This is a genomic window from Cupriavidus sp. SIMBA_020, from assembly GCF_046535395.1.
Lineage (GTDB): Bacteria > Pseudomonadota > Gammaproteobacteria > Burkholderiales > Burkholderiaceae > Cupriavidus > Cupriavidus campinensis.
The window spans coordinates 1-237 of sequence record NZ_JAWRWU010001645.1 but is presented as its reverse complement, the minus strand read 5'-3'; the positions used below and the strand labels follow the sequence as shown (position 1 = coordinate 237).

The window sequence follows — 237 nt, the reverse complement described above, 5'->3', positions numbered from 1 at the left end:
GGCGCAACGGTAATCCGCGTCGATCGTAAACAGCCGGCCAAGCTCGGTATCGAGCGTCCGCTGCAGTACAACACCCTGCTGCGCAACCGCTACGCGGTCGCCGTCGACCTCAAGGACCCGGCAGGGGTGGAGACAGTACTGCAATTGGTGGAACAAGCCGACGCACTGATCGAGGGTTTCCGCCCTGGGGTGACTGAACGCTTGGGCCTGGGCCCGGATGACTGCCTGGCGCGCAAC

Annotated in this window: 1 protein-coding gene; it reads left to right on the top strand. The window is 64.6% G+C overall.

Annotated features, from left to right (window positions below; all coding sequences use genetic code 11):
* A partial coding sequence (locus SB751_RS35185; RefSeq protein ID WP_410749638.1) for a CoA transferase occupies window positions 1–237 on the top strand: 237 nt, incomplete at both ends.